This window comes from Citrobacter werkmanii, assembly GCF_008693645.1.
Taxonomy (GTDB): domain Bacteria; phylum Pseudomonadota; class Gammaproteobacteria; order Enterobacterales; family Enterobacteriaceae; genus Citrobacter; species Citrobacter werkmanii.
In genome coordinates, this window is the sequence record NZ_CP044101.1 from 4,397,057 (window position 1) to 4,418,792 (window position 21,736).

The window sequence follows — 21,736 nt, forward strand, 5'->3', positions numbered from 1 at the left end:
CAATGATCCCAGGTGAGTATCAGATCTCAGCAGGCAACATTGCGATCAATCAGGGGCGCGAAACCTGCACGATCGTAGTGGAGAATCACGGCGACAGACCCATCCAGGTGGGATCGCACTATCACTTTTACGAGGTGAACCCAGCGCTGCGCTTTGACAGGGCAGCTACGCGGGGCTTTCGCCTTAACATTGCCGCAGGTACAGCGGTACGTTTTGAACCGGGGCAAAAGCGCGAAGTCGAACTGGTGCGCGTCGCTGGCGCACAAAGGATGGTGGGTTTTCGCAGTGAAGTGATGGGCGCGCTGGAGGCAGATAATGAGTAACATTTCCCGCCAGGCGTACGCCGACATGTTTGGCCCAACCACCGGCGATAAAGTACGTCTGGCGGATACTGACCTGTGGATCGAGGTAGAAAAAGACTTCACCACCTACGGCGAAGAGGTCAAATTCGGCGGCGGAAAAGTGATCCGCGACGGTATGGGCCAGGGACAAATGCGCGCCCAGGCGTGTGTGGATCTGGTGATAACCAATGCGCTGATCGTTGATCACTGGGGGATCGTCAAAGCGGATATCGGCATCAAAGACGGCAGGATCTTCGCCATCGGCAAAGCGGGTAATCCCGATATTCAGCCCAATGTCACAATCCCGATAGGCGTAGGAACAGAAGTCATCGCCGGAGAAGGCAAGATCGTCACCGCGGGCGGCGTGGATACGCATATTCACTGGATCTGCCCGCAGCAGGCGCAAGAAGCGCTGGTTTCAGGCGTGACGACGATGATCGGCGGTGGTACCGGTCCGGCCGCAGGCACCAATGCCACCACCTGCACGCCGGGCCCGTGGTACATCGCCCGCATGCTGCAGGCGGCAGACACGTTGCCGGTTAACATCGGTTTGCTGGGCAAAGGCAATGGTTCAAACCCTGACGCCCTGCGCGAGCAAATCACTGCCGGCGCCATTGGCCTGAAGATCCACGAAGACTGGGGCGCCACGCCTGCCGCTATCGACTGTGCGCTGACCGTGGCCGACGAAATGGACATTCAGGTGGCGCTGCACAGCGACACGCTCAATGAGTCCGGTTTTGTTGAGGATACGCTGGCAGCGATCGGCGATCGTACCATTCATACCTTCCATACCGAAGGCGCAGGTGGCGGCCATGCGCCGGATATCATCACCGCCTGCGCACATCCGAATATTTTGCCCTCCTCCACCAACCCGACGCTGCCTTATACCGTCAACACCATCGACGAGCATCTCGACATGCTGATGGTCTGCCACCATCTCGATCCAGATATCGCTGAAGACGTCGCCTTCGCCGAATCGCGCATTCGCCGGGAAACGATCGCTGCCGAGGATGTGCTGCATGATATTGGCGCGTTTTCCCTGACCTCGTCCGATTCACAGGCAATGGGGCGTGTGGGCGAAGTGATCCTACGTACCTGGCAGGTGGCGCACCGCATGAAGGTTCAGCGTGGTCCGCTGGCAGAAGAAATCGGCGACAACGACAATCAGCGTGTTAAACGCTACATCGCCAAGTACACCATCAATCCGGCGTTGACCCACGGTATCGCCCACGAAGTCGGCTCGGTTGAGCCCGGTAAACTGGCCGACCTGGTGCTGTGGTCTCCGGCCTTTTTTGGCGTAAAACCGGCGACCATCGTGAAGGGCGGGATGATCGCCTGCGCGCCGATGGGTGATATCAACGCCTCAATCCCTACCCCGCAGCCGGTGCATTACCGCATGATGTTCGGCGCGCTTGGCGCAGCGCGGCATCACACCCGCCTGACCTTTATTTCACAGGCTGCCGACGCGCAAAACGTCCCGCAGCAACTTAATTTGCAAAGCGCTATCGCCGTCGTCAAAGGCTGCCGGACGGTAAAAAAGGCTGACATGATCCACAACGCTCTGCAGCCTAATATCACCGTCGATGCCCAGACCTACGAGGTACGCATTGATGGTGAACTGATTACCAGCGACCCGGCAGACGTTTTGCCGATGGCGCAACGCTATTTCCTGTTTTAAGGAGTGAGGATGATCTACCTGACCCAACGCCTTGACCACGCCCACCACGTCACCGCAAGCGTCACGCTACCCATTGATGTTCGGGTAAAAAGCCGCGCCAGAGTGGCGCTGAGCGATGGCCGCGAAGCCGGATTAATGCTACCGCGCGGTTTACTGTTACGCGGCGGCGATCTGCTGACTACCGACGATGGCCGCGAGGTGATCGAAGTGATCGCCGCGCCGGAGTCGGTTTCCGTCGTACGCTGCGCCAACCCTTTTTTGCTCGCCAAAGCCTGTTACCACCTTGGTAATCGCCACGTACCATTGCAGATCCTGCCCGATGAGCTGCGCTACCACCACGATCATGTGCTGGACGACATGTTGCGCCAGTTCAACCTCGAGGTGGCGTTTGCCCAGTTGCCGTTTGAGCCGGAAGCGGGTGCCTATGCGAGCGAGTCACACGGGCATCATCACGGCCATGCGCACTGATGCATAGCACCCAACAGCTGCGCCTGATGCAGCTCGCCAGCAGCAGTCTCCCGGTGGGATCGTTTACCTGGTCTCAGGGTCTGGAGTGGGCGGTGGAAATCGGCTGGGTGAAAAGCGTCGATGACTTCTCTGACTGGCAAATTCAGCAGATGGAGCACAACTTTTTTACCGTCGACTTACCGCTGCTGGCGAGATTGTATCGCGCCTGTGAGCAGGACGATCTCGCCGCCGCGCGCCGCTGGACCGCTTACCTGCTGGCCTGTCGGGAAACCCGCGAACTGCGGGATGAAGAACGCAGCCGGGGCATCGCCTTTACGCGGCTGGTCACCGACTGGGAACCAGACTGTTCCCGGGAATGGCGCACGCTCTTTACCGACAGCCAGCTGTGCGGCATGGCCTGGCTGGGCGTACGCTGGAAAATCCCCCTGACGAACCTGGCATTAAGCCTCGGCTACAGCTGGATTGAGAGCGCAGTGATGGCAGGCGTCAAACTGGTTCCCTTTGGCCAGCAGGCGGCGCAGCGGTTGATTATTTCGCTTGGCGATCGTTACGCGCAAGGTGTGGCACAAGCGCTGGCGTGTCCTGACGCCAGCCTCGGATCCGCAACGCCGTTAGCCGCCATCGCGTCTGCCCGGCATGAAACCCAATATTCCCGCTTATTCCGTTCCTGAGGAGAAAAAATGAGTGATTACAAGCATCCCCTGCGCGTGGGCGTTGGCGGCCCGGTTGGCTCCGGCAAAACGGCGCTGCTGGAAGCGTTATGCAAAGCCATGCGCAGCAGCTATCAACTGGCGGTCGTGACTAACGATATCTACACCAAAGAAGATCAGCGCATTCTCACCGAAGCAGGCGCCCTGGAACCGGACAGAATAGTTGGTGTGGAAACTGGCGGCTGTCCACATACCGCCATCCGCGAAGATGCGTCGATGAATCTGGCCGCGGTCGAAGCGCTGAGCGAGAAATTCGGCAACCTGGATCTGATTTTTGTGGAAAGCGGCGGCGATAACCTGAGCGCTACCTTCAGCCCGGAATTAGCGGATCTGACAATCTACGTGATCGACGTTGCCGAAGGCGAGAAGATCCCGCGTAAAGGCGGGCCGGGGATCACCAAATCCGATTTTCTGGTGATCAACAAAACCGATCTGGCCCCTTACGTAGGCGCTTCGCTGGAGGTGATGGAACGCGATACCCTGCGCATGCGCGGCGAGCGTCCGTGGACGTTTACTAACCTGAAGGCGGGCGACGGTCTGGCGACGATTATTGCGTTTCTGGAAGAGAAAGGAATGTTGCGGGTGTAGCGCGGTTTATCGCCGGGTGGCGGCTTCGCCTGACCCGGCCTACGGTTTTGTTGGCCCGGTAAGCAAAGCCACCACCGGGCAAAAAACTCACGCCGCCGGTAATTCCGCCAGCGGCCAGCGTGGACGCACGGTCACGCCAAGATCCGCCGTTGCGCCCGCTTTAAAACGCACCATCCCCGCGTAGGCGATCATCGCCCCGTTGTCGGTACAAAATTCCGGGCGCGCATAGAACACTTCGCCGCGGCGTTTTTGCATCATTTCGGCCAGTTTTGCGCGCAGCGTGCGGTTAGCGCTCACGCCCCCCGCCATCACCAGACGTTTAAAACCGGTTTGATCCAGCGCGCGTTTGCACTTGATCATCAGCGTATCAACCACCGCATCTTCAAACGCACGGGCGATATCTGCACGCGTTTGATCGTCATTTTCGTTATTACGAATCGTATTCGCGGCGAAGGTTTTCAGGCCGGAGAAGCTGAAATCCAGCCCCGGACGGTCGGTCATCGGACGCGGGAAGACAAAGCGTTTTTCCACACCCTGTGACGCCAGCTTAGACAGCATTGGGCCGCCAGGATAATCCAGCCCCAGCAGCTTGGCGGTTTTGTCAAACGCTTCACCTGCCGCGTCATCAATCGATTCACCCAGTAATTCATACTGACCGATACCAGTGACGCTAATCAGTTGCGTGTGCCCACCGGAAACCAGCAGCGCGACGAACGGAAAAGCAGGAGGATTCTCTTCCAGCATCGGCGCCAGCAAATGCCCTTCCATGTGGTGCACAGGAATTGCCGGCACGCCCCAGGCGAACGCCAGCGAACGTCCTACGGTTGCGCCGACCAGCAGCGCGCCAACCAGACCAGGACCTGCGGTGTACGCCACCGCATCGATCTCTTTTGCCGTGAGTCCCGCTTCTTTCAGCGCGGCCTGAATCAGCGGTACGGTTTTACGTACGTGATCGCGCGAGGCCAGTTCTGGCACTACGCCGCCGTAGTCAGCGTGTAATTTCACCTGACTATACAATTGGTTGGCTAAAAGACCTTTTTCATCGTCGTAAATGGCGATGCCGGTTTCATCGCAGGATGTTTCAATACCCAGTACACGCATGACTTGTTTTACCTCGCTCTATTACCGCGCAGTGTAGGACCAATGCGGGTTGATGTAAAACTTTGTTCGCCCCAGGCGCATGCCTCGTGTATACTCCTTGTCCTTATAAAAGTCCCTTTCAAAATCGCGTGGGTGCTTTACAAAGCAGCAGCAATTGCAGTAAAATTCCGCACCATTTTGAAATAAGCTGGCGTTGATGCCAGCGGCAAACCGAATTTATTAAAGGTGAGAGTTACATGCCGGTAATTAAAGTACGTGAAAACGAGCCGTTCGACGTAGCACTGCGTCGCTTCAAGCGTTCATGCGAAAAAGCAGGTGTTCTGGCGGAAGTTCGTCGTCGTGAGTTCTATGAAAAACCGACTACCGAACGTAAGCGCGCTAAAGCTTCTGCTGTGAAACGTCACGCGAAGAAACTGGCTCGCGAAAACGCACGCCGTACTCGTCTGTACTAATTCATTGAGAGCTAAAGCTCTCAATTCAGACTGAGTTGTAGTTGTAAGGCCGTGCTTCCGGAAGGAATGCGCGGCTTATTTTCGTTTATACACGTCATCATTCAAGCTGCCTCTGCGTTGGCTGCAGTCGTTCACCCCAGTCACGTACTGATGTACGCTCCTGAGGATTCGCTCCCTTGCCGCCTTGATGCATCCTGAATGATTTTGTGTATGTGAGTCATAACAAAATAAACGGGGCATATGGCTGGACGAATTCCACGTGTATTTATTAATGACCTGCTGGCAAGAACCGACATCGTCGATCTCATCGACGCGCGGGTAAAGCTGAAAAAGCAGGGCAAAAATTATCACGCGTGCTGTCCGTTCCATAACGAAAAAACCCCCTCTTTCACCGTAAACGGTGAAAAACAGTTTTATCACTGCTTTGGGTGTGGCGCGCATGGCAACGCCGTCGACTTTCTCATGAACTACGACAAGCTCGAGTTTGTGGAAACCGTCGAAGAACTGGCCGCAATGCACAACCTTGAAGTGCCCTATGAAGCAGGCAGTGGCCCCAGTCAGATAGAGCGCCATCAACGGCAAAGCCTTTATCAATTGATGGACGGCCTGAACACTTTTTATCAACAGTCTTTGATGCAGCCCGCCGCTACCCCTGCGCGCCAGTACCTGGAAAAGCGAGGATTAAGTAGCGACGTTATCACCCGTTTTGCTATTGGTTTTGCCCCCCCCGGCTGGGATAACGTCCTGAAACGGTTTGGCGGCAATGCTGAGAATCGCAAATCGTTGGTCGATGCGGGGATGTTGGTCACCAACGATCAGGGACGCAGTTACGATCGTTTTCGCGAACGGGTGATGTTCCCCATCCGCGACAAACGTGGTCGGGTCATTGGTTTTGGTGGACGCGTGCTGGGCGATGCCCTGCCGAAGTATCTGAACTCCCCGGAAACCGATATTTTCCATAAAGGTCGCCAGCTGTATGGCCTTTATGAAGCCCAGCAGGATAACGCCGATCCGCAGCGCCTGTTAGTGGTGGAAGGTTATATGGATGTGGTGGCGCTGGCGCAATACGGCATTAACTACGCCGTGGCATCCCTTGGGACGTCAACCACTGCCGATCACATCCAACTGTTGTTTCGCGCGACGAACAACGTGATTTGCTGCTACGACGGCGACCGCGCCGGACGCGACGCAGCATGGCGCGCGCTGGAAACCGCACTGCCTTATATGACAGACGGCCGCCAGCTACGCTTTATGTTTTTACCTGATGGCGAAGATCCCGATACGTTAGTGCGTAAAGAAGGGAAAGAGGCTTTCGAAGCCCGGATGGAGCAGGCGTTGCCGCTCTCCGCGTTTTTATTTAATAGCCTGTTGCCACAGGTAGATTTGAGTACCCCGGACGGACGCGCGCAGCTCAGCACGCTGGCGCTGCCACTGATCACTCAGGTGCCGGGCGAAACGTTGCGCATTTATCTGCGACAGGAGTTGGGAAACAAGCTCGGCATTCTGGATGACAGCCAGCTTGAACGTTTAATGCCAAAACTGGCAGAAAATGGCGCTTCCCGCCCTGTTCCACAGCTAAAACGTACGACCATGCGTATACTTATAGGGTTGCTGGTGCAAAACCCGGACCTTGCTCCGCTGGTTCCGCCGTTAGGCGCACTGGACAGCAATAAGCTGCCTGGACTTGGCTTATTCAGAGAACTGGTCAACACTTGTCTGGCTCAGCCAGGCCTGACCACCGGCCAACTTTTAGAGCACTATCGTGGCACAAATGATGCTGCAACCCTTGAAAAACTGTCGATGTGGGACGATATAGCAGATAAAGATATCGCAGAAAAAACCTTCACCGACTCACTCAATCATATGTTTGATTCGATGCTTGAACTGCGCCAGGAAGAGTTGATAGCTCGTGAGCGCACACACGGTTTAAGCAGCGAAGAACGCCGGGAACTCTGGACGCTGAACCAGGAACTGGCCAAGAAATAAGAGAAAGACAAAACAAAGACAAAATCATTCGCGTTGTATCAAGGCAGCAAGTGAACGAACGCCTGGGAGTGTACATAAGTACATGACCAGGAAGAGAGAACGCAGCTAACGCAGAGACAACGTGAAAGATGAAGTATTTAACGGCTTAACTGCCGAATATCGATCGGGAAGCCCCCGACAGCCGCACGGAGAGGCAGCGGCAAAATATAAGTATGCCCTCGTTTTGCCGTTGGCGGTTTTACCGCCCAACACCAATCAAACGAATTAAGTGTGGATACCGTCTTATGGAGCAAAACCCGCAGTCACAGCTGAAGCTTCTTGTCCAACGTGGTAAGGAGCAAGGCTATCTGACCTATGCCGAGGTCAATGACCATCTGCCGGAAGATATCGTCGATTCAGATCAAATCGAAGACATCATCCAAATGATCAATGACATGGGTATTCAGGTGATGGAAGAAGCACCTGATGCCGATGATCTGCTGCTTGCTGAAACCTCCAACAGCACCGATGAAGACGCGGAAGAAGCGGCTGCCCAGGTTCTGTCCAGCGTTGAGTCCGAAATCGGCCGTACAACTGACCCGGTCCGCATGTACATGCGTGAAATGGGTACCGTTGAACTGTTAACCCGCGAAGGCGAAATCGACATCGCTAAGCGCATCGAAGACGGGATTAACCAGGTTCAATGCTCCGTTGCTGAATACCCGGAAGCCATCACCTATCTGCTTGAGCAATACGATCGCGTAGAAGCTGAAGAAGCGCGTCTGTCCGATCTCATCACCGGCTTTGTCGACCCTAACGCGGAAGAAGACATGGCGCCAACGGCGACCCACGTCGGTTCTGAACTCTCTCAAGAAGAGATGGATGAAGATGAAGACGAAGATGAAGAAGATGACGACGACAGCAGCGATGACGACAACAGCATCGACCCTGAATTAGCGCGTGAAAAATTCGCTGAGCTGCGTACCCAGTACGAAATCACCCGCGACACGATCAAGGCCAAAGGCCGCAGCCATGCTGCCGCGCAGGAAGAAATTCAGAAGCTGTCTGAAGTGTTCAAACAGTTCCGCCTGGTGCCGAAGCAGTTCGACTACCTGGTAAACAGCATGCGCGTCATGATGGACCGCGTGCGTACTCAGGAACGTCTGATCATGAAGCTCTGCGTTGAGCAGTGCAAAATGCCGAAGAAAAACTTCATCACTCTGTTCACTGGCAATGAAACCAGCGAAACGTGGTTCAACGCAGCAATCGCGATGAACAAACCGTGGTCTGAAAAACTGCACGACGTGGCAGATGACGTTCACCGCGGCCTGCAGAAACTGCAGCAGATTGAAGAAGAAACCGGCCTGACCATCGAGCAGGTTAAAGATATCAACCGTCGCATGTCCATCGGTGAGGCGAAAGCCCGTCGTGCGAAAAAAGAGATGGTTGAAGCGAACTTACGTCTGGTTATCTCTATCGCCAAGAAATACACCAACCGTGGTCTGCAGTTCCTGGATCTGATTCAGGAAGGCAACATCGGTCTGATGAAAGCGGTTGATAAGTTTGAATACCGTCGTGGTTACAAGTTCTCCACCTACGCAACCTGGTGGATCCGTCAGGCAATTACCCGCTCTATCGCGGATCAGGCGCGTACCATCCGTATTCCGGTGCATATGATTGAGACCATTAACAAGCTCAACCGTATTTCCCGTCAGATGCTGCAAGAGATGGGCCGTGAGCCGACGCCGGAAGAGCTGGCTGAACGCATGCTGATGCCGGAAGACAAGATCCGTAAAGTGCTGAAGATCGCCAAAGAGCCTATCTCCATGGAAACGCCGATCGGCGACGATGAAGATTCGCATCTGGGTGATTTCATCGAGGATACCACCCTCGAGCTGCCGCTGGACTCTGCCACTACCGAGAGCCTGCGTGCCGCAACGCACGACGTTCTGGCTGGCCTGACCGCTCGTGAAGCGAAAGTTCTGCGTATGCGTTTCGGTATCGATATGAACACCGACCACACGCTGGAAGAAGTAGGTAAACAGTTCGACGTTACCCGCGAACGTATCCGTCAGATCGAAGCGAAGGCGCTGCGTAAACTGCGCCACCCGAGCCGTTCTGAAGTGCTGCGTAGCTTCCTCGACGATTAATCTCGCCGTATAAGTTCAAACGCCACCGCAAGGTGGCGTTTTTATTTACATCCCGCGCATGACCAGCGCGTCATCCAGCTCACGATACGCCTCCACCAGCTTATCCAGTGTAATCCGGCTCAATCCGCTGGGATTTGGCAATACCCAAATCTGGGTCGCGCCAATGGTCAGCGTCTGCTTTCCCCACTGCGCTCCGCGCTGACTGAAGCCTTGCTCGAACGCCTGCTTGCCAAGAATCGCCAGCGCGGCGGGCTGATAGTCATCAATCTTTTCAATAAGCTTCCGGCCACCGCTACGCATCTCCTGTAGCTTCACTTCATTAGCCTGCACCGTTGGCCTGTCGACAAATTTAGTCACGCCACAGCGGAAATCCAGCAGGTGTTGCGCCTCTTCTGGCTTCAGTTGGCGATCGGTAAATCCCGCCTGATGGATGACCTTCCAGAAGCGATTAGCGGGGTGCGCAAAGGGGAACCCTGTACCTGCGGAAGATAGCCCCGGATTGATGCCGCAAAACACCACCCGCAGCCCTGGTGCCAGTATGTCCTTAACCATAATTACTCCGAACAATACATCAGAGTAACAGTATAACGGACTGATAATACATTGTTTATAAAATCAGCATCCGTACGCTTATGTCTGGATTGCGACGCGGAGTTACTTTATAATCCACCGCCACGGCCCCTTAGCTCAGTGGTTAGAGCAGGCGACTCATAATCGCTTGGTCGCTGGTTCAAGTCCAGCAGGGGCCACCAAATATCAAGGACTTGCGAGAAATCGCAGGTCCTTTTTTATTAATCTTTCGTTTAGATATGTCTGCCCAATAAGCAGCATGTGGCAACCCTTCTGGACGCCGCCATCCAGAGATGGAAACGTCCGTTAGCGTTTTATTCGATAGTCAGCTCACACGAGTTCTTTGAGCTGCTCCTGCATGTAGGTTGAAAAATACTCTGGGTTTTTGATAAGGATGCGGTTACCGGAGGCAACTTTTTCTGCCCATCCGGCCACTTTTTTCGTGAACTCAGGATTCCATCCCTCCTGCTCACCCCGTGCCATCACAACTTCCGGACTCGCTGGCACACCTAAGTCATGCAAATACTTTAGAATCCCCTTAGCGGTGCTTTCATCCATTGAATGGGGTACTGACGCCGAAGTGTTCATACCACCGATAAAATCCAAGGCTTTCTCAATTGCTGTTGGCATGCTCTTATCCTTAAAATTAACCACGTTAGAGACACCTTGATACTATGTACCCAACTCCGCCGGGATATCAAAGAGAACATCGCCTTTCTTTGACTTACCCCGCAGCTAAACGCTTGCGCGGCTGTTTTCTGCGCTATTTTTTTGCTTCTCCGGCTAAAACCAGCCCGGTCGCCACCGCATTGCGCGGGCCTTCAGTGCCACGGATGTTGCCCTGCCCGGCGACAACGCCGTAATGCGCCAGCGCATCGGTGATCATCTGCGGAATTTCAAAATCCAGCGATGAACCGCCTACCAGCACCACAAAAGTGATATCGCGAATGGAGCCGCCAGGTGATACCTGGCGTAACGCGCGCAGACAGTTGGTGACAAAAACTTTCTCTTTGGCCTGACGACGCACCAGACGAATCTTCTCCAGCGAGGTCTGGTTATCAACCGGGATCAGCTCGCCGTCTTTCAGATACACCACTTTGGCAAATACTGACGGGCTGAGCGGTTCACGAAAAAACTCCACCGCGCCGTTCTCGTGGCGAATGCTGAACAGGCTCTCCACTTTGGCCAGCGGGTATTTTTTAATTTCCTCTGCTAAAAACGGATCGCTTAAGCCCAGTTCCGTTTGAATTAGCAGGCTGACCATATTCCCCGCCCCGGCAAGATGTACCGCCTTCACTACGCCGTCGCTATTAATAATGGCGGCATCGGTAGATCCTGCGCCTAAATCGAGGATCGCCAGCGGCGCGGCGCATCCGGGCGTCGTTAACGCGCCAGCCACGGCCATGTTGGCTTCCACCCCACCCACCTCCACGGGCGTGTTTAGCCGCGCGCTCAGTTCGCTGGCGATAGCCTGCATCTGTAAGCGGTCAGATTTCACCATCGCCGCAATGCCAACGGCGTTCTCCATTGAGCATTCACCGGCAATGCCACCCTGCACCTCGCGGGGAATAAACGTATCCACCGCCAGAAGATCCTGAATATGCACGGCGTTCATGTCATGACCGGTCAGCGAGGCCATCACCTTACGCACCCGCTCAAGCATCCCGCCCGCGTGCGTACCTGCTTCACCGCGAATATCGCACACGGGCGCGCAGGCGCTCATCGCCTGCATAATGGCCTGCGCGCCTTGCGCTACGTCGGCTTCACCGCCGCGCTTTTCGCCACGAATAAAGATCTTACCCGCCGGGATCGTTCGCGACTGCACATCCCCCTGCGGTGTTTTCAGCACCACAGCGGAGCGGTTGCCAATCAGCGCTCTGGCGATAGGGACGATGGTTTGCGTTTCCTCCGGCGTCAGGGCAAAAAAGGTCGCGATGCCGTAAGGATTCGACAATACCCGCACCACCTGCCCTGCGGCCGCCACTTCCACCGCCGCCAGCACACCTTCCGGAACCTTCTCCAGTAGCGTGACTTCATCGACCACCGGCATTGCCCGACGCAGGCGATTGTTCACCAGCACGCCATCATCTTTTTTCAGGATCGCCGCCACCACGTTGATCCCACGATCCAGCGCCTCATTGATGAGCCAGACCGCTTCGAGGAAATCAATCTCTTCGCCCACCAGCGGGATCCAGCCCTGCGCAAAGCGATCTTCGCTCAGTGATGCCAGCTTATCCACGCTGATGGTGGTTCCCATCCCCACGCCGACGCCCCCCGGTGTCTGCGGGTTATGGCCAATCATTGTCGATTCCGTAATGATGGTTTCAGTGATGGTTTCCATCGCCACATCGCCAATCACCGGCGCGGCCTCATTGATGCAGATTTTCGCCACGTCCTGAAGGGACCACGGCGTTTTATCCAGTGCCTGCTGCAGAGAGGCCACCACCCCGGCAATATTGTCCCGCGTCCCTTTCATGCCCGTGGTGGCGACAATCCCGCTGGCAATAAACCGTCCATGCTGCGCCAACGCCACTTCGGTGGTGGCGTTGCCGATATCAATCCCGGCGATTAACGGCATGCGCCCTCCGTCACTGGCTGCCTTTACGCAGCTTGTTTCTCTGCTGATACACCTCTGCCGACTCGCGGACAAAGGCGGCGTTCACCGTGGCATGCCAGGTGTGCTCCAGCTCATCGGCAATCGCCTGTAGCTCCGCGAATGAAGAACGAAACGGACGTAGCGCATTGTAGATCTCCAGAATACGAGCATCCGGGATGGCAATCAGCTCCGCCGCGCGACGGAAATTGCGCGCCACGGCGTGACGCTGCATCTGTTCGGCAATCTGCGCCTGGTACTCCAGCGTTTGCTGAGAAATACGCACATCCTGCGGCCCGACCTTGCCTGCCAGCACATTCTCAAGAGTAATGTCGGTTAACGGTTTCCCGCCAGGCGTCTGGATTTTCTCCGGGCAGCGGGTGGCTAATGGGTAATCCTGCGCGGTCATGATGTTGTTGTTCATGGTCATTCCCTTACCAGTGCAATATGCAGCGTGACGGGTGCAGCATCCTGCACCACGTGTTTGGTTTCTTTGATGTGAAACAGCGCGGCCTTGGCCATAAATTTAGGGCGCACCATCTGGTCATTGACCACCGGCACCGGCGAAGGCGACTCTTTGCGTGCATAGCGCGCGGCGTTTTTACCGATCTGGCGATAGGTTTCCAGCGTCAGCAGCGGAGCCTGAGAGAACAGCTCCAGGTTACTCAGCGGTAGCAGATCGCGCTGATGAATCACCGTGGTTCCTTTCGACTGGATACCAATCCCGATGCCGGAACCACTGAGATTAGCCGCATCCCACGCCATAAAAGAAACATCCGAGGTGCGCAGAATTCTCACTACCCGCGCATGCAGCCCCTCTTCTTCAATCCCTGCCACCAGCTCTTTAAGAATCGCCTTATGCGGCATATCAATCAGGGTTTTGTGCTGATACTTATCAAAGGCCGGACCGACGCCAATCACCACTTCATCTACGCGTTCGTCCGCTGTAGCCGCCTCGCCTTCGCTTACCTGCAAGGTGAAAACCGGCTTACGTTCAGTTGTGCATTCCACGGTGTACCGCCTTATTCAATTGAGCCAGGCTGAACCACGCCCGCGATATTTTTAATTTCCGCCCAGCGCTCGGCGGAGATGCGATAGCCGGTGCCTGGTCCCTGATAATCATTAATGTCGTTAACAGCGCTGACCACCTCAAACTGGCGATCCAGAATGGCCGACGTTTGCAGGTAATCACCGGTGACGCGCTGTCTCAGCATATTGAGGATGTTACTGGCGATATCTTCGAAGCCGCTACGGCTTAGCGCGCCGACGATATCCAGCCCGGTAATATTGCGCTTCATCATCTCTTCCACGGCGGCCAGATCTTCCACCACATTGCGCGCGGGCATATCTTTGCTGCCGTGAGCGTAAGTGGCGGCCTCAACTTCCTCATCGCTAATCAGCGGCAGACCCAGTTCGCGGAACACCGCCTGAATGGCGCGCGCCGCCTTGTTACGGATGGCGATGGTTTCTTCTTCGGTTACAGGACGCAGACCACCGTCCACCATCAGATCGCGTTGCAGAATGTTGTAATCATCGAAGTCTTCCGCATCGAAGTTCGACCCGGCAAACATGTTGTCGTAGTTCGGCACGGCACTATAGCCGGAGAAGATAAAGTCGGTACCCGGCAGCATTTGCATCAGGGTACGGGCGGTACGGCGAATATCTGAGTGGGAAAAGGTCTGGTCATTGGCGGAGGCCACTTCAAGGTCGAGCATCGAGGCAATCAGGTTTTCTGCCAGCACCGCGCGGATCCCCGACGGCACTGCGCCGGTCATGCCGATACAGCTGACCGCGCCGTTTTGCAGCCCCTGTACACCCGCGCCTTTGGTGATAAAGATGCAGCGCGACTCCAGATAGAGCATCGATTTACTCTCGGAATAGCCCATCAGCGCTTCCGAACCGGTACCGGAGGTATAACGCATTTTCAGCCCGCGAGACGCATAGGCCGAGGCGAGAAACGCTTTGGACCACGGCGTATCATCGCCGTCGGTAAACACCGACTCTGTACCGTATACCGATACCGTTTCGGCGTAGCTGGTTAACCCGCGCATCCCCAGCTCCAGCTCCGTCGCCTCCTCAACGGAACATTGCGTGAGCACGCCAGGGCGACCGCACTGGGAACCGACCAGCAGCGCCAGGGCGTTAAACGGCGCATAGCGGGCGATGCCGACCGTGGTTTCCTGTTCTGAAAAACCACGGATCCCCGCTTCAGCCGCATCGGCGGCAATCTGTACCGGGTTATCTTTCAGGTTGGTGACATGGCACTGGTTGGATGGCGTGCGCCTGGCGCGCATTTTTTGCAGCGCCATCATCATTTCCACCACGTTCATTTGCGCCATCACCTCCACCGCTTTCGCCGGCGTGATGGCGGTGGTAATAGCAACAATCTCTTCCCGGCTGACGTGGATATCCACCAGCATTCTGGCGATCTCCAGCGCGTCGAGCCGCATTGCCCGTTCGGTTTCAGCCACGTTAATCGCGTAGTCGGCAATAAAACGGTCAATCATGTCGAACTCGGCGCGGCTCTTGCCGTCCAACTCAACAATACGACCATTCTCTACCTTCACCGACGAAGCCGGATCGTAGGGGCTTTCCATGGCGATCAGCCCCTCTTCAGGCCATTCGCCAATCAGCCCATCCTGATTTACAGGGCGCTTCGCAAGCACTTCGAATCGTTTTGATCTTCTCATAGTTTATGGACTCAAAAGATAAAAAATAGGGACGCCGGGCCGTATTGCCGGGGACACACCACCCGGCATTCGCCTTTCAACAGCAATGGCCGAACTCTAAATGAGCACAGCAATAAAAAAATAAAATTAATTTCGTTCCAATTTGGCACGTAATAAAAATTCATCGTTCCATATTGAAACGGTTCTCAGGAATAGCCGGAGAAAATTGTGACGAAGTTAAATGATCATTATCAATAACTGCCGATACGCAAAATCAAATTAATACTTTTGAAATTTTCACCCTATTGACTTAATAACGCGCGGCGACAAAATAAAGCCAAACCCAATGATAAAAAATAGCTGTCTCGCGATATTTTCGTGACCTCAGCCCTACACTATTTTCAGGAGAAACTGTGAATAAGAGCCAACCAATCGCCACCATTACGCTGGCGGCTGCGAAAAAAATGGCGCAGGCCGTCGAGGCTAAAGCGTCTGAGATCAACGTGCCGGTGGTCTTTTCCGTGGTGGATCGCGGCGGAAACACGCTGCTGATGCAACGCATGGACGACGCGTTTGTCACCAGTTGTGATATTTCACTGAATAAAGCCTGGACCGCCTGCTGTCTGCGCCAGGGGACTCATGAAATTACCGACGCGGTACAACCGGGTGCCTCACTATATGGTTTACAGCTAACGAATCAACAGCGAATCGTTATTTTTGGCGGCGGCTTACCTGTCATATTAAACGATAAATTAATCGGTGCCGTCGGCGTAAGTGGCGGTACTGTCGAACAAGACATGTTATTAGCGCAAACCGCACTGGATTGTTTCTCTGAATTATAAATTAAATCTAAGAAGGTAAATTATGAGCTATCGTATGTTTGATTACCTGGTGCCAAATGTGAACTTTTTTGGCCCAAATGCTATTTCCGTCGTTGGCGAACGCTGCAAACTGTTGGGCGGTAAAAAAGCGCTGCTGGTGACTGATAAAGGTCTGCGAGCCATTAAAGACGGCGCGGTTGATAAAACCCTCGATCATCTGCGTGAAGCCGGTATTGACGTGGTGGTGTTTGACGGCGTCGAACCAAACCCCAAAGACACCAACGTGCGCGACGGTCTGGAAGTTTTTCGTAAGGAGCAATGCGATATTATCGTTACCGTCGGCGGTGGTAGTCCGCATGACTGCGGTAAAGGCATCGGTATCGCGGCGACGCACGAAGGCGATCTCTACAGCTATGCCGGGATTGAAACCCTGACCAATCCGCTGCCGCCGATCGTCGCGGTGAATACCACCGCCGGCACCGCCAGCGAAGTCACCCGCCACTGCGTGCTGACCAATACCAAAACCAAAGTGAAGTTTGTGATTGTCAGCTGGCGCAACCTGCCTTCAGTCTCTATTAATGACCCGCTGCTGATGCTCGGCAAACCTGCGCCACTGACCGCAGCGACCGGGATGGACGCCCTGACACACGCTGTTGAGGCCTATATTTCAAAAGATGCCAACCCGGTTACCGACGCCGCCGCTATCCAGGCAATTCGTCTGATCGCCCGTAATTTGCGCCAGGCCGTAGCGCTGGGCAGCAACCTGAAAGCTCGTGAAAACATGGCCTATGCCTCTTTGCTGGCGGGTATGGCCTTCAACAACGCCAACCTTGGTTACGTTCACGCGATGGCGCATCAGCTTGGCGGTCTGTACGACATGCCGCACGGCGTAGCAAATGCCGTACTGCTGCCGCACGTGGCGCGCTATAACCTGATCGCTAATCCGGAGAAATTTGCCGACATCGCAGAGTTTATGGGTGAGAACACCGACGGTCTGTCCACCATGGATGCCGCCGAACTGGCGATTCACGCCATCGCTCGCCTCTCTGCCGATATCGGTATTCCGCAGCATCTGCGCGAACTGGGCGTCAAAGAAGCCGATTTCCCGTATATGGCGGAAATGGCGCTGAAAGACGGCAATGCCTTCTCCAACCCGCGTAAAGGGAATGAGAAAGAAATTGCCGGGATCTTCCGTCAGGCATTCTGATCAATAAGGGGGCGCAATGTCACTTTCATCACCGGGCGTACATCTGTTTTATCACTCACGCTGGCAGGATTCGCGCGTGCTTGATGAACTATGCTGGGGGCTGGAAGAGCAAGGCGTCCCTTGCCGGACAATCTGTTGCGACGCACATGACTGCGCGCTGGCCCTCAGCAAGCTGGCGGCTAAAAGCTCAACGCTACGCGTGGGTCTCGGCCTCAGCGCCAGCGGTGATATTGCCCTAACCCACGCCCAGCTATCCGAGGATCGGGCGCTGGTCCGTGGGCATATCGCCGCCGGGGCAGCAATGATCCGCATGCTCGGCGCCAATGCTGGCCAACTGGTCAAAGTGCTTCCCTTTAGCGAGATAAAATAAATGTACCGCATCTATACCCGAACCGGTGATAAAGGCACGACTGCGCTGTTTGGCGGCAGCCGTATCGACAAAGACGACATCCGCGTTAACGCCTACGGTACGGTGGATGAACTGATTTCCCAGCTTGGCGTCTGCTATGCCAGCTCGCGCCAGGCAGAATTACGCGAAGATCTGCATGCCATCCAGAAGATGCTGTTTGTGCTGGGGTCGGAACTCGCCAGCGATGAGAAAGGTCTCGCCCGCTTAACGCAGACGATTAACGCCGAGGATATTCAGGCACTGGAGCAGCTTATTGACCGCAATATGGCGCAGAGCGGCCCCCTGAAAGAATTTGTCATTCCGGGGAAAAATCTGGCATCGGCACAGCTACACGTTGCGCGCACCCTGGCACGGCGGCTGGAGCGGATCCTCATCGCGATGGACAGAACGCTGACGTTACGCGATGAACTCAAGCGTTATATCAACCGGCTGTCGGATGTGCTGTTCTCCATGGCCAGAATCGAAGAAACTACTCCAGATGTTTGCGCTTAAACTGGCTGGCATCGATGTCGTACTGCTTCATCTTACGCCACAAGGTCGTGCGACCAATATTCAGCAGTTGCGACATCTCCTGCACGCGCCCACTGGTGACGCGGGCGGCGTGGATAATCGCCTCTTTTTCGATAGCGGTAAAGGTCAGGCTGGCAGGCAGCAGGGAAGACCCGGTCTCCAGACCGGGGCGCTCGGCAAACAGATAATCCGGCAGATTGCTCAGCCGGATATGGCCGTTATCGCTACTGATGGCGATGTTTTCGATAATGCTGTTCAGCTCGAAGTCATTGCCCGGCCATGAATAAGCCACCAGTTGCGCCAGCGCGTCGTCGTCGATCTTCAGGCTGGTTGAAAAGCGTTTTTTCAGGCTATTCAGTCGCGTATAAATCAACGAGGGAATACTGTTACGCCGCGCGCGTAGCGGCGGGATAACAATCTCAAAAGAGTGCAACGCGTAATACAGCTGGCGGCTAAAGCGGTTTTGCTCCACCAGATTAGCGAGATCAACCGTGGTGGTGGCGATCACTTTTACATCCACCGGGATCAGGCGACGGGCATCCAGGCGGGTTAATACTCCCTGCTTGATCACCTGTAACAGCGCGGATTGCAGCTCCGGCGCCAGATATTCAATTTTCTCCAGAAACAGCGTGCCGCCGTTCGCCAGCTCAAGGCGGCTCAACCGACCATTTTCATCATCGGTGGGCGCACTGCCCATAAAATCCTGCCCCAGCACGCTGTTGGCATACAACTGACAGTTGACGGCGATATACGGCCCGCTGGCGCGTTCGCTTTCATTGTGAATGGCCTGGCTCAGCAGCTCTTTCCCGACGCCCTCTTCCCCGCACAGCAGGATCGGGAAACTCCCCCTTGCCGCCTGGCGACCAAAATGGATCAAGCGTCGGGTTTCTGGATCGTCCGTCGACATCTGCTCAAAGGTGTGGCTCACCTTACCGAGCTGGCTGGTCATCAGCTGACGCATTTGCTCCACCGGGTGCAGCAGCAGGATAAAGCTGTTGCCCTGCTCCTCAACAATCGGCTTCAGGGTGATGACGGCATCAACAAACTGGTGCTGACTTTCAAAAGTGACTTCGACGTGATTCAGACCGCGGGCATGTTTAATTGCCCGACGCAGCAGCATGGGCAAATTGAGCAGGTCGTGAATGTTTTTGCCCTGGCTGGCCTGCGCGTCGAGATGCAAAAGCAGCGCCGCGCGCGCATTGAGGAACTGCAACACCCCCTGCTCATTCCAGGCCATCACGCCATCATCCATGCTCTCCAGCAGCCCGTACATCTGGTTCAGATGGCGGTTGGATTCTGCCAGCAGGCTGTCGGTCAGCAATGAATTGCCGACTTCTCTGGCAATCGCCAGCGTCAGGGATAAATCAGAAACGGACTCATGTTCTACCAGACAGCACAATGAGATGGAGCCAAACAGACGTCCATGGTTATCGAACACCGGCGTCGAGCAGAACGACCACGGATGCAACGCCTGTTTAAAGTGCTGAGCGCCAGAGGTTTTTGTCGGCTGCCCCGGCATCGTCGCCAGCGACAGCGCACAACTGCCGATAATGCTTTCCGCGCAATAGCTGCCGTCGCGAAATCCAAGCTCCGCCAGCTGTTCTATCGTCTGCGGATCGCCGCAACGGCTGAGAATACAGGCTGATTCATCCAGAATCAGCAGTGCGCACGGACGACCGTCCATAAACTCCCAGGCATCTTCCAGCGCGGCCTGCGCAATCGTCAGCAGCGCCGTCTTGCGACGACAAATCGACTCAAAGGTCAGCCCTTGCGCCTGATGCGGCGCCTGCCAGGTTTCCCGCTGCATAAACTTGCTGCAACGATGCCAGGACTGGGCGAGAACCGAAGAGACTTCCTGCCCGATGCTATGCGTGTGCGCCGTCATATCCATTTCCGCTGTTTTGCCATAGACAACCCCTCCGGCAGAGACTGTCAGAGGGGGAGAAGATGCTGGGTAAATTTACCTGTGCCCGATTAACGCGCCAGCCACTGCTGTCCCAGCAGGTCTGCCGTCAAAATAGCGGCATGTACGCTTTCAGGCGTCACCGGGAACGGCATATTGTGAATGGTTTCACCTTCTGCGCAGGTGGCTTTAGCCACGGCCATAATCTTGCCGTCAATGTCGTCTTTCACGCCCATTTCCGCTAACGTTACCGGCAGGCCCACTTTCTGACAGAAATTCAGCACGGTTTCGATCTCTTCCATCGGGCTGTTCTGCAGCACCAGCTGCGCCAGCGTACCAAAGGCGACTTTTTCACCGTGGTACAGATGGTGACACTCTTCCAGAATCGTAAAGCCGTTATGGATGGCATGTGCCCCCGCAAGGCCGCTGCTTTCAAAGCCGATACCGCTGAGGTAGGTGTTGGCTTCGACAATACGTTCCAGCGCATCGGTCACCACGCCAGCCTGGGCGGCTAAGCGTGCCTTTTCGCCTTCCGCCAGCAGGGTATCATAGCACAGGCGCGCCAGGCTCAGCGCCGCCACGGTGGACTGCCCGCCCGCCATGCTGGTCGCCCGAGCGTCATAACAGGCTTTCGCTTCAAACCAGGTAGAGAGCGCATCGCCCATCCCGGCCACCAGCAGACGTACCGGCGCTTTGGCAATAATTGCGGTATCCATCACCACCATATCCGGGTTTTTCGGGTAGATCAGATACTCTTCAAACTCACCCGCTTCGGTATAGATAACGGACAGCGCGCTGGTTGGCGCATCGGTAGATGCGATAGTTGGGATCACCACCACCGGCAGCTTCTGGTAATAACCAATCGCTTTGGCGGTATCTAACGTTTTCCCACCGCCAATCCCAACCACACCACGGCAACCGTGTTTTTTCAGAATGGCAATCAGGCGATTAATTTCAACATGGCTGCATTCACCGTTGAAGCGTTCCGCGTGGCAGCTAATGTCATGGCTATGCAGACCATTGAGTACCTTCTCTCCCGCCAGCTTCATGACGAAGTCGTCCGCAATCACGAAAAAGCTGTCCGCCAGATTTTTAGCGTATTGACCAAATAAGGTAGAAGCGTCAGGACCCTGGAGATATTTGGCTGGAGATTGAATAACTTTTAGCATTCCTTTCATCCTCAAATAAGTACATGTTTTTACATGGTGAGCCCTGGCGTTAACCCGTTTAGCCTGATGTTGACGGCGAAAGCGGACGTACCGGAGCGATGTAATAACTGTATGGCGAGGCGTGCACAAAAAAATCTTTCGTCATTTTGTTCTGATATGAAACAGATAAAAAAGGCACACGTTTCATATTGGAACGCTTAACCACAAAAATAATAAGGTTTGCGATCCCGATCCGTTCCTTTACCGCGAAATCACCGTCCAACACGAAGATCAATTTCCCCAATAACGCGCCATCCTGCGTAAAAACCCGCAAAAAAAGGCTGACAGCGCCGTGCAGCCTGCTCTGATCGCAGAAGAAAAAAGTCGAGCGAGTTCGCATTGTGCTGATTTTTCGCCTAATTAAGTTTCATTTCGGAACAAAAAACAGCAATA

General features: G+C 55.0%; 22 protein-coding genes and 1 tRNA gene. 13 read left to right on the forward strand and 10 right to left on the reverse strand.

All coding sequences use genetic code 11. From position 1 onward, the window contains the following. The first annotated feature begins 2 nt into the window (after positions 1-2). The 5 genes from FOB24_RS21600 to ureG are packed head-to-tail and all read left to right on the forward strand — an operon-like array spanning position 3 to position 3,785. Complete coding sequence (locus tag FOB24_RS21600; protein ID WP_038633976.1) at positions 3-323, forward strand: urease subunit beta; 321 nt, start codon at positions 3-5, stop codon at positions 321-323. Then, positions 316-2,019, forward strand: coding sequence for an urease subunit alpha (gene ureC, locus FOB24_RS21605; protein WP_110496800.1), 1,704 nt, complete (start codon positions 316-318; stop codon positions 2,017-2,019). Before FOB24_RS21600 ends, ureC begins: the two co-directional genes overlap by 8 nt. 9 nt (positions 2,020-2,028) lie before the next feature. Beyond that, complete coding sequence (ureE, locus tag FOB24_RS21610) at positions 2,029-2,487, forward strand: urease accessory protein UreE (RefSeq protein WP_150345440.1); 459 nt, start codon at positions 2,029-2,031, stop codon at positions 2,485-2,487. Then, positions 2,487-3,158, forward strand: coding sequence for an urease accessory protein UreF (locus FOB24_RS21615; protein WP_110496798.1), 672 nt, complete (start codon positions 2,487-2,489; stop codon positions 3,156-3,158). The genes ureE and FOB24_RS21615 overlap by 1 nt, the downstream gene beginning before the upstream one ends. A 9-nt stretch (positions 3,159-3,167) precedes the next feature. Then, complete coding sequence (gene ureG / locus FOB24_RS21620; RefSeq protein WP_038633986.1) at positions 3,168-3,785, forward strand: urease accessory protein UreG; 618 nt, start codon at positions 3,168-3,170, stop codon at positions 3,783-3,785. An 87-nt stretch (positions 3,786-3,872) separates the two neighbouring features. Here ureG and tsaD read toward each other — a convergent pair whose 3' ends face one another. After that, positions 3,873-4,886 (reverse strand): tRNA (adenosine(37)-N6)-threonylcarbamoyltransferase complex transferase subunit TsaD, encoded by a 1,014-nt coding sequence (gene tsaD / locus FOB24_RS21625; RefSeq protein ID WP_038633989.1) that lies wholly within the window; start codon positions 4,884-4,886, stop codon positions 3,873-3,875. A gap of 236 nt (positions 4,887-5,122) precedes the next feature. Between tsaD and rpsU the strand changes: the two genes are divergently transcribed. From rpsU to rpoD, 3 genes are all read left to right on the forward strand, one after another. Next, a complete protein-coding gene (gene rpsU / locus FOB24_RS21630) occupies positions 5,123-5,338 on the forward strand; it encodes a 30S ribosomal protein S21 (protein ID WP_001144069.1) in 216 nt (71 codons plus the stop codon). A gap of 240 nt (positions 5,339-5,578) precedes the next feature. After that, the gene (dnaG, locus tag FOB24_RS21635; RefSeq protein WP_038633998.1) at positions 5,579-7,324 is read left to right on the forward strand and encodes a DNA primase; all 1,746 of its coding nucleotides are present in this window, start codon (positions 5,579-5,581) and stop codon (positions 7,322-7,324) included. Positions 7,325-7,608: 284 nt separating this feature from the next. Beyond that, a complete protein-coding gene (gene rpoD, locus FOB24_RS21640; RefSeq protein WP_038634001.1) occupies positions 7,609-9,453 on the forward strand; it encodes an RNA polymerase sigma factor RpoD in 1,845 nt (614 codons plus the stop codon). Positions 9,454-9,498: 45 nt separating this feature from the next. Here rpoD and mug read toward each other — a convergent pair whose 3' ends face one another. Then, complete coding sequence (mug, locus tag FOB24_RS21645; RefSeq protein ID WP_069324359.1) at positions 9,499-10,005, reverse strand: G/U mismatch-specific DNA glycosylase; 507 nt, start codon at positions 10,003-10,005, stop codon at positions 9,499-9,501. 124 nt (positions 10,006-10,129) lie between these two features. Here mug and FOB24_RS21650 point away from each other — a divergent pair. After that, positions 10,130-10,205, forward strand: a tRNA-Ile gene (locus FOB24_RS21650). A gap of 148 nt (positions 10,206-10,353) precedes the next feature. Here FOB24_RS21650 and FOB24_RS21655 read toward each other — a convergent pair. The 5 genes from FOB24_RS21655 to FOB24_RS21675 form a co-directional block, all read right to left on the reverse strand. Beyond that, positions 10,354-10,677 carry a DUF1889 family protein gene (locus FOB24_RS21655; RefSeq protein WP_001573898.1) on the reverse strand — a complete coding sequence of 108 codons (324 nt, stop codon included), beginning with the start codon at positions 10,675-10,677 and terminating at the stop codon, positions 10,354-10,356. Between the two features lie 109 nt (positions 10,678-10,786). Then, complete coding sequence (locus tag FOB24_RS21660) at positions 10,787-12,601, reverse strand: diol dehydratase reactivase subunit alpha (RefSeq protein ID WP_121529564.1); 1,815 nt, start codon at positions 12,599-12,601, stop codon at positions 10,787-10,789. A gap of 10 nt (positions 12,602-12,611) precedes the next feature. Next, positions 12,612-13,040: a diol dehydratase small subunit gene (locus tag FOB24_RS21665; RefSeq protein ID WP_079225973.1), complete on the reverse strand. Its 429-nt coding sequence runs from the start codon at positions 13,038-13,040 to the stop codon at positions 12,612-12,614. Positions 13,041-13,042: 2 nt separating this feature from the next. Beyond that, positions 13,043-13,627: a propanediol/glycerol family dehydratase medium subunit gene (locus FOB24_RS21670; protein ID WP_038634014.1), complete on the reverse strand. Its 585-nt coding sequence runs from the start codon at positions 13,625-13,627 to the stop codon at positions 13,043-13,045. Between the two features lie 11 nt (positions 13,628-13,638). Then, entirely contained in the window at positions 13,639-15,306 is a 1,668-nt protein-coding gene (locus tag FOB24_RS21675) for a propanediol/glycerol family dehydratase large subunit (protein WP_016243883.1), read from the reverse strand. 392 nt (positions 15,307-15,698) lie between these two features. Here FOB24_RS21675 and FOB24_RS21680 point away from each other — a divergent pair, with 392 nt between their 5' ends. Genes FOB24_RS21680 through FOB24_RS21695 form a run of 4 tightly spaced genes read left to right on the forward strand, consistent with a single transcriptional unit; the run spans position 15,699 to position 18,214 of the window. Next, a complete protein-coding gene (locus tag FOB24_RS21680) occupies positions 15,699-16,127 on the forward strand; it encodes a GlcG/HbpS family heme-binding protein (protein ID WP_150345441.1) in 429 nt (142 codons plus the stop codon). Positions 16,128-16,149: 22 nt separating this feature from the next. Beyond that, positions 16,150-17,313, forward strand: coding sequence for a 1,3-propanediol dehydrogenase (gene dhaT, locus FOB24_RS21685; RefSeq protein WP_150345442.1), 1,164 nt, complete (start codon positions 16,150-16,152; stop codon positions 17,311-17,313). A 16-nt stretch (positions 17,314-17,329) separates the two neighbouring features. Beyond that, entirely contained in the window at positions 17,330-17,683 is a 354-nt protein-coding gene (locus tag FOB24_RS21690; RefSeq protein ID WP_150345443.1) for a glycerol dehydratase reactivase beta/small subunit family protein, read from the forward strand. Next, positions 17,684-18,214: a cob(I)yrinic acid a,c-diamide adenosyltransferase gene (locus FOB24_RS21695; RefSeq protein WP_150345444.1), complete on the forward strand. Its 531-nt coding sequence runs from the start codon at positions 17,684-17,686 to the stop codon at positions 18,212-18,214. Here the strand turns inward: FOB24_RS21695 and dhaR are convergent. The 3 genes from dhaR to FOB24_RS21710 all read right to left on the reverse strand — a co-directional run bounded on the left by dhaR (position 18,192) and on the right by FOB24_RS21710 (position 21,683). After that, entirely contained in the window at positions 18,192-20,117 is a 1,926-nt protein-coding gene (dhaR, locus tag FOB24_RS21700) for a dihydroxyacetone kinase operon transcriptional regulator DhaR (protein WP_150345445.1), read from the reverse strand. The genes FOB24_RS21695 and dhaR overlap by 23 nt on opposite strands. Positions 20,118-20,206: 89 nt before the next feature. Further along, complete coding sequence (locus FOB24_RS21705) at positions 20,207-21,304, reverse strand: glycerol dehydrogenase (protein WP_007372185.1); 1,098 nt, start codon at positions 21,302-21,304, stop codon at positions 20,207-20,209. Positions 21,305-21,362: 58 nt separating this feature from the next. Next, the gene (locus tag FOB24_RS21710) at positions 21,363-21,683 is read right to left on the reverse strand and encodes a hypothetical protein (protein ID WP_223851221.1); all 321 of its coding nucleotides are present in this window, start codon (positions 21,681-21,683) and stop codon (positions 21,363-21,365) included. Between the last annotated feature and the right edge of the window lie 53 nt (positions 21,684-21,736).

What these genes read in the sequence shown, in the direction of transcription:
- dnaG (WP_038633998.1), top strand. Translation starts at nt 5,579, where the DNA reads ATGGCTGGACGAATTCCACGTGTATTTATTAATGACCTGCTGGCAAGA.
- dhaR (WP_150345445.1), bottom strand. Translation starts at nt 20,117, where the DNA reads ATGACGGCGCACACGCATAGCATCGGGCAGGAAGTCTCTTCGGTTCTC.
- FOB24_RS21705 (WP_007372185.1), bottom strand. Translation starts at nt 21,304, where the DNA reads ATGCTAAAAGTTATTCAATCTCCAGCCAAATATCTCCAGGGTCCTGAC.
- rpoD (WP_038634001.1), top strand. Translation starts at nt 7,609, where the DNA reads ATGGAGCAAAACCCGCAGTCACAGCTGAAGCTTCTTGTCCAACGTGGT.
- FOB24_RS21600 (WP_038633976.1), top strand. Translation starts at nt 3, where the DNA reads ATGATCCCAGGTGAGTATCAGATCTCAGCAGGCAACATTGCGATCAAT.
- ureE (WP_150345440.1), top strand. Translation starts at nt 2,029, where the DNA reads ATGATCTACCTGACCCAACGCCTTGACCACGCCCACCACGTCACCGCA.
- dhaT (WP_150345442.1), top strand. Translation starts at nt 16,150, where the DNA reads ATGAGCTATCGTATGTTTGATTACCTGGTGCCAAATGTGAACTTTTTT.
- FOB24_RS21615 (WP_110496798.1), top strand. Translation starts at nt 2,487, where the DNA reads ATGCATAGCACCCAACAGCTGCGCCTGATGCAGCTCGCCAGCAGCAGT.
- FOB24_RS21665 (WP_079225973.1), bottom strand. Translation starts at nt 13,040, where the DNA reads ATGAACAACAACATCATGACCGCGCAGGATTACCCATTAGCCACCCGC.
- FOB24_RS21690 (WP_150345443.1), top strand. Translation starts at nt 17,330, where the DNA reads ATGTCACTTTCATCACCGGGCGTACATCTGTTTTATCACTCACGCTGG.
- FOB24_RS21660 (WP_121529564.1), bottom strand. Translation starts at nt 12,601, where the DNA reads ATGCCGTTAATCGCCGGGATTGATATCGGCAACGCCACCACCGAAGTG.
- ureC (WP_110496800.1), top strand. Translation starts at nt 316, where the DNA reads ATGAGTAACATTTCCCGCCAGGCGTACGCCGACATGTTTGGCCCAACC.
- ureG (WP_038633986.1), top strand. Translation starts at nt 3,168, where the DNA reads ATGAGTGATTACAAGCATCCCCTGCGCGTGGGCGTTGGCGGCCCGGTT.
- mug (WP_069324359.1), bottom strand. Translation starts at nt 10,005, where the DNA reads ATGGTTAAGGACATACTGGCACCAGGGCTGCGGGTGGTGTTTTGCGGC.
- FOB24_RS21710 (WP_223851221.1), bottom strand. Translation starts at nt 21,683, where the DNA reads ATGCGAACTCGCTCGACTTTTTTCTTCTGCGATCAGAGCAGGCTGCAC.
- FOB24_RS21695 (WP_150345444.1), top strand. Translation starts at nt 17,684, where the DNA reads ATGTACCGCATCTATACCCGAACCGGTGATAAAGGCACGACTGCGCTG.
- FOB24_RS21675 (WP_016243883.1), bottom strand. Translation starts at nt 15,306, where the DNA reads ATGAGAAGATCAAAACGATTCGAAGTGCTTGCGAAGCGCCCTGTAAAT.
- tsaD (WP_038633989.1), bottom strand. Translation starts at nt 4,886, where the DNA reads ATGCGTGTACTGGGTATTGAAACATCCTGCGATGAAACCGGCATCGCC.
- rpsU (WP_001144069.1), top strand. Translation starts at nt 5,123, where the DNA reads ATGCCGGTAATTAAAGTACGTGAAAACGAGCCGTTCGACGTAGCACTG.